Genomic DNA, 6,111 nt, shown 5'->3' with positions numbered 1-6,111 from the left:
CCCCGAGCGCAGCGAGGGGCCGCGAGTGCAGGCGGCGCGCACCGCCCCGGCCCCGCGACCGTTTCGCAGCCGCGCCCGCCGCCTCAGCCCCGCCTCAGCCCCGCCTCAGCCCAGCCTGCAGCAACATTGCCGCAATGCAACATTGGCATCCCCGGGGTCTTTTAAGGGATAATTCCGATCTTTCCCGATGGCGGCCTCCGGCCCGAAAACAGCATGCAGTCGACCCGCAACGTCCAGCCCCCGGTCTTCAACCCCATCACCGGCGCCATCCGCGCCCTCGCGATGGACGCAGTGCAGCAGGCCAACTCCGGCCACCCGGGCGCACCCATGGGCATGGCCGAGATCGCCGAAGTCCTCTGGCGCCACCACCTCAGGCACAACCCGGCCAACCCCAAGTGGGCCGACCGCGACCGCTTCGTGCTGTCCAACGGCCACGGCTCGATGCTGATCTACGCGCTGCTCCACCTCACCGGCTACGACCTGCCGATCGAGGAGTTGAAGCGCTTCCGCCAGCTCCACAGCAAGACCCCCGGCCACCCCGAGTACGGCTACGCCCCCGGCATCGAGACCACCACCGGCCCGCTCGGCCAGGGCATCACCAACGCCGTCGGCATGGCGCTCGCCGAGAAGATCCTCGCCGCCGAGTTCAACCGCCCCGGCCACGTGGTGGTCGACCACAACACCTATGTCTTCCTCGGCGACGGCTGCCTGATGGAAGGCATCTCGCACGAGGCCTGCTCGCTCGCCGGCACCTGGGGCCTGGGCAAGCTGGTCGCCTTCTACGACGACAACAACATCTCCATCGACGGCCACGTGCAGGGCTGGTTCACCGACGACACCCCGAAAAGGTTCGAAGCATATGGATGGCAGGTCATCCGCGACGTCCAGGGCCACGACCCGGTCGAGATCGAGGCCGCCATCCAGCAGGCCAAGGCCAACACCGCCCAGCCCACGCTGATCTGCTGCAAGACCATCATCGGCGCCGGCGCGCCCAACAAGCAGGACAGCCACGACGTGCATGGCGCCCCGCTCGGCGCCGCCGAGATCGAGGCCGCGCGCGCCCACATCGGCTGGACCCACCCGCCCTTCCACATCCCGGCCGAGGTCTACGCCGCCTGGGACGCGCGCACCAAGGGCGCCTCGCTCGAGGCCCAGTGGAACGCCGCCTTCGCCGCCTACCGCGCCGCCCACCCCGAGCTCGCCGCCGAGTTCGAGCGCCGCATGGCCGGCGAGCTGCCCGCCGACTGGGATGCCCACGTCGCCGCGGTGCTGGCCAAGGTCGTCGACAAGGCCGAGACCATCGCCACCCGCAAGGCCAGCCAGAACAGCATCGAGGCCTACGCGCCCAAGCTGCCCGAACTCCTCGGCGGCTCGGCCGACCTCGCCGGCTCCAACCTCACGCTGTGGTCGGGCGCCAGGGGCGTCAGCAAGACCAGCGGCGGCAACTACGTGTATTACGGCGTGCGCGAGTTCGGCATGGCGGCGATCGCCAACGGCGTCAGCCTGCACGGCGGCCTCATCCCCTACACCGCCACCTTCCTGATGTTCAGCGAGTACGCGCGCAACGCCCTGCGCATGGCCGCGCTGATGAAGGTGCGCCAGATCTTCGTGTTCACGCACGATTCGATCGGCCTCGGCGAGGACGGCCCCACCCACCAGCCTGTTGAGCAGACCGCGACGCTGCGCCTGATCCCCAACATGGACGTGTGGCGCCCCTGCGACACCACCGAATCGGCGGTGGCGTGGGCGAACGCGATCGAGCGCAAGGATGGCCCGACGTCGATGTGCTTCTCGCGCCAGAACCTGCCCTTCCAGGCGCGCACCTCCGCGCAGATCGCCGCCATCCGCAAGGGCGGCTACGTGCTGTCCGAGGCCGAAGGTGGCAAGCCGCAGGCGGTGATCCTCGCCACCGGCTCCGAGGTCGCGCTCGCCATGGCCGCGCAGAAGACCCTGGCCGAGCAAGGTGTCGCGGTGCGCGTGGTGTCCATGCCCTCGACCAACGTCTTCGACCGCCAGGACGCCGCCTGGAAGGCGAGCGTGCTGCCCGCCGGCCTGCCGCGCGTCGCGGTCGAGGCCGGCACGACCGACGGCTGGTACAAGTACGTCGGCCTCGAAGGCCGCGTGATCGGCATCGACCGCTTCGGCGAGTCGGCGCCCGCAGGCGAGCTGTTCAAGTATTTCGGCATCACCGCGGACGCGGTGGTGCAGGCAGTGAAATCGGTGCTCTGACAAGACCCTGGCGCGGGAGCGGCTCCGGAAGCGGACCGCTCCCGCTGCACTTCAGGACACGGTCCCGCACGGGCCGGCAGGGCAGCAGCAAACACAAATCACCCGGTTTTTCACCGTTATCTCAGGGAGAAGCAACGATGAGCATCAAGGTCGCCATCAACGGTTTCGGTCGTATCGGTCGCTGCACGCTGCGCGCCATCTACGAGCAGGGCCTGCAGAACGAGTTCGAAGTGGTCGCCATCAACGCCTCCGGCGATCTGACCACCAACGCCCACCTGCTCAAGTACGACACCACCCACGGCCGCTTCGCCACCTCGGTCGAGACCGAAGGCGAGAACGTCATCATCATCGACGGCAAGAAGATCCCCTTCTACTCCACCAAGGACCCGAAGGGCGTCAACTGGGGCAGCCACGGCGTGGACGTGCTGCTCGAATGCACCGGCGCCTACACCACCAAGGCCAAGGCCCAGGCCCTGCTCGACATGGGCGCCCGCCGCGTGCTGATCTCCGCCCCGGGTGGCGACGACGTCGACACCACCATCGTGATGGGTGTCAATGAGGACGCACTGAAGGCCGGCATGACCGTCGTCTCCAACGCCTCCTGCACCACCAACTGCCTGGCCCCGGTCGCCAAGATCCTGGCCGACAGCGTCGGCATCAAGCAGGGCCTGATGACCACCATCCACGCCTACACCAACGACCAGGTCACCGTGGACGTGCGCCACAAGGACCTGCGCCGCGCCCGCGCCGCCGCCGCCAACATCATCCCCACCAAGACCGGCGCCGCCAAGGCCGTCGGCCTGGTGCTGCCGCAGCTGGTCGGCAAGGTCGACGGCTTCGCGCTGCGCGTGCCGACGATCAACGTCTCGCTGGTCGACCTCACCTTCACCGCCGAGCGCGCCACCACCAAGGAAGAGATCAACGCGCTGATGACCGCCGCGGCCGACGGCCCGCTGAAGGGCATCCTCGCGGTCAACACCGAGCCGCTGGTGTCCTCCGACTTCAACCACACCACGGTTTCGTCCACCTTCGACGCCACCCAGACCCGCGTCATCAAGGGCGAGGACGGCTCGGTGCTGGTCAAGGTGCTGGCCTGGTACGACAACGAGTGGGGCTACTCCTGCCGCATGCTCGACGCCGCGCGCGCCTTCTGCAACGCCAAGTAAGCCCGACCCCAGTCGAACCGACGCCCTGCCCTGCAGGGCGTTTTTCCAGGATCGAACGAATCATGCAAGTCAAGAAACTCACCGAACTCGACGTGCGCGGCAAGAAGGTCTTCATCCGCGCCGACCTCAACGTGCCGCAGGACGACGCCGGCAACATCACCGAGGACACCCGCATCCGCGCCTCGCTGCCGTCGATCCAGTATTGCCTCGACAATGGCGCCGCGGTGATGGTCACCTCCCACCTCGGCCGCCCTACCGAAGGCACGGTCGGCCCCGACGACACCCTGGCCCCGGTGGCGGTGCGCCTCGGCCAGTTGCTGCACCGCCCGGTGCGCCTGGTGGCCGACTGGGTCGAGGGCGGCTTCGCGCTCAAGCCGGGCGAGGTCGTCCTGCTCGAGAACTGCCGCTGCAACAAGGGCGAGAAGAAGGACAACGAAGAGCTCGCCAAGAAGATGGCCGCGCTGTGCGACGTCTACGTCAATGACGCCTTCGGCACCGCCCACCGCGCCGAGGCCACCACCCACGGCATCGCCCGCTTCGCCCCGGTGGCCTGCGCCGGCATCCTGATGGGCGCCGAGATCGACGCGCTCGGCAAGGCCCTGCAGTCCCCGCAGCGCCCGCTGGTGGCGATCGTCGGCGGCTCCAAGGTGTCGTCCAAGCTCACCATCCTGAAGTCGCTCGCCGACAAGGTGGACCAGCTCATCGTCGGCGGCGGCATCGCCAACACCTTCCTGCTCGCCTCCGGCAAGCGCATCGGCGAATCCCTCGCCGAGCCCGAGCTGGTCAAGGAGGCGCAGGCGATCATGGACATGATGAAGGCGCGTGGCGCCGAGGTGCCGCTGCCGGTCGACGTCGTCGTCGCCGACGAGGTCTCCGCGCTGGCGCGCGCCAACCGCATCCCGGTCGAAGAGGTCGGCGCGCACGACCGCATCCTCGACGTCGGCCCGAAGACCGCCGCCAAGCTCTCCGAGATCATCGCCAACGCCGGCACCATCGTGTGGAACGGCCCGGTGGGCGTGTTCGAGCTGCCCCAGTTCGCCGGCGGCACCAAGATGATGGCCTCGGCCATCGCGCACTCGGAGGCCTTCTCGATCGCCGGCGGCGGCGACACCCTCGCGGCCATCGCCAAGTTCCACATCGCCGAGGACGTGGGCTACATCTCGACCGGCGGCGGCGCCTTCCTCGAGTTCCTCGAAGGCAAGACCCTGCCCGCAATCGCGGCGCTGGAGGCACGCTTCAAGGACTGAGGCGCACACGCAGTTGAACCGCCGCGGGTGCGGGCTGGATGGCCGCATTCGCGGCGGCCGGCGCTCCTACAGGGGCGAGGTGCGGGCTGGGTCGCCGTGTTCGCGCCTGCCGGCGCTCCTACAGGGCCTAGGCGCAGGCTGGGTCGCCGTGTTCGCGCCTGCCGGCGCTCCTACAGGGGGGCGGCGCGGGCTGGGTCGGCGCATTCGCGGCGGTCGGTGCTCGTGCAGGGCGTCGGTGGGTGATGGTTCATGTAGGAGCGCCGGCAGGCGCGAATGCGGCCTTGCAGCTTGCGACGCGAGCCGCGCTGGCGGCTGCGGTTCAGCCCCGCCGCAGCCAGCGCACCCCCTGCCCCGCCATCTTGCGGCGCAGCCAGGCGAGCTGGGTCTGCAGGGGCAGCTCCTTCGGGCAGAGGTCGTTGCAGGCCAGCAGGCTCATGCAGCCGAAGATGCCTTCGTCGTTGCCGACGAGCTCGTAGAAGTCCGCATCGTCGCGCGTATCCGCCGGGTCGAGGCGGAAACGCGCGATCTTGTTGAGACCCACCGCGCCGACGAAGCCCTCGCGCATCTGCGCGGTCGCGCACGCGACGATGCAGCAGCCGCACTCGATGCAGCGGTCGAGCTCATAGACTTCCTCGGCGAGCGTCGGCTCCATGCGCGCCTCGAGGCGGTCGAGGTCGGGCTCGGCGTCGAGATGCACCCAGGTCTGCAGGCGCTCGGCGAGCTCGCGCATCCAGCTCCCGGTATCCACCGACAGGTCGGCCACGAGCCGGAACACCGGCAGCGGATAGAGGCTGAACGCCGCCGGCAGCGTGCTCGTCAGCGTGCGGCAGGCCAGCCCGGGGCGGCCGTCGATCACCATCGCGCACGCGCCGCACACCCCCGCACGGCAGACGAAGTCGAAGTTGAGATCGGGCGCCTGGGTGTCGCGGATCGCGTTGAGCGCGATGAAGAGCGTCATCCCCGGCTGCTCGTCGAGCTCGTAGTCGACCGTGCGCGGCACGCTCTGCGGGTCGCGCGGGTTGTGGCGGAAGATCGAGATCTTCAGGCGGCGGCTCATCGCGGTGCTCCTTCTTCGATGTCGGCGAGGCGTTCGTTGTCGCCGCGATAGCGTTCGGGCAGGCGCATGCGGAAATCCAGCAGTGCGGCCTGCAGGGGGGCGCCTCCCGCGCCTTCGAGGCGGGCACGGATGGACTCGATCTCGGCCTCGCGCAGCGCGGTGGCCGGGTGCTCGACGATGTTGCGCGTGCCGTAGCCGCGGAAGCCGGGCGGCAGCTCCATGTGCTCGACCGTGATCGGCTCGTACTCCAGCACCGGCGCGGCGCCCCCCGTCGGCCAACACGCCAGCGTGCGGCGCAGCCAGTCGCGGTCGTTGCGCGCCGGGTAGTCCTCGCGCGCGTGCGCGCCGCGGCTCTCGCGGCGCTCGAGCGCGCCCTGCGCCGCGCACAGCGCGAGCGCGAGCATGCGCGGCA

Annotated in this window: 4 protein-coding genes and 1 pseudogene; 3 read left to right on the top strand and 2 right to left on the bottom strand. The window is 69.6% G+C overall.

The genetic code is table 11. The features are described from left to right. Nucleotides 1-213 precede the first annotated feature (213 nt). The 3 genes from tkt (at nucleotide 214) to C667_RS19355 (ending at nucleotide 4,642) form a co-directional block, all read left to right on the top strand. Nucleotides 214-2,229: a transketolase gene (gene tkt, locus C667_RS19365; protein WP_004377379.1), complete on the top strand. Its 2,016-nt coding sequence runs from the start codon at nucleotides 214-216 to the stop codon at nucleotides 2,227-2,229. A 137-nt stretch (nucleotides 2,230-2,366) separates the two neighbouring features. Next, the gene (gene gap, locus C667_RS19360; protein WP_004377378.1) at nucleotides 2,367-3,395 is read left to right on the top strand and encodes a type I glyceraldehyde-3-phosphate dehydrogenase; all 1,029 of its coding nucleotides are present in this window, start codon (nucleotides 2,367-2,369) and stop codon (nucleotides 3,393-3,395) included. 62 nt (nucleotides 3,396-3,457) lie between these two features. Beyond that, a complete protein-coding gene (locus tag C667_RS19355; RefSeq protein ID WP_004377376.1) occupies nucleotides 3,458-4,642 on the top strand; it encodes a phosphoglycerate kinase in 1,185 nt (394 codons plus the stop codon). A 319-nt stretch (nucleotides 4,643-4,961) separates the two neighbouring features. Here the strand turns inward: C667_RS19355 and C667_RS19350 are convergent, their stop codons facing one another. Together C667_RS19350 and C667_RS19345 are read right to left on the bottom strand one after the other, a co-directional pair. After that, nucleotides 4,962-5,699, bottom strand: coding sequence for a fumarate reductase iron-sulfur subunit (locus C667_RS19350; RefSeq protein ID WP_004377373.1), 738 nt, complete (start codon nucleotides 5,697-5,699; stop codon nucleotides 4,962-4,964). Continuing rightward, nucleotides 5,696-6,111, bottom strand: a pseudogene (locus C667_RS19345) (fumarate reductase flavoprotein subunit); the annotation flags it as partial. The pseudogene C667_RS19345 and the gene C667_RS19350, both read right to left, overlap by 4 nt.

This window comes from Thauera phenylacetica B4P, from assembly GCF_000310225.1.
Classification (GTDB): domain Bacteria; phylum Pseudomonadota; class Gammaproteobacteria; order Burkholderiales; family Rhodocyclaceae; genus Thauera; species Thauera phenylacetica.
Note: the sequence above shows the minus strand (reverse complement) of the source record. Positions and strands in the feature narration are given on the sequence as shown.

Coding starts and splice junctions, on each gene's coding strand:
- tkt (WP_004377379.1), top strand. CDS start 214: ATGCAGTCGACCCGCAACGTCCAGCCCCCGGTCTTCAACCCCATCACC.
- gap (WP_004377378.1), top strand. CDS start 2,367: ATGAGCATCAAGGTCGCCATCAACGGTTTCGGTCGTATCGGTCGCTGC.
- C667_RS19355 (WP_004377376.1), top strand. CDS start 3,458: ATGCAAGTCAAGAAACTCACCGAACTCGACGTGCGCGGCAAGAAGGTC.
- C667_RS19350 (WP_004377373.1), bottom strand. CDS start 5,699: ATGAGCCGCCGCCTGAAGATCTCGATCTTCCGCCACAACCCGCGCGAC.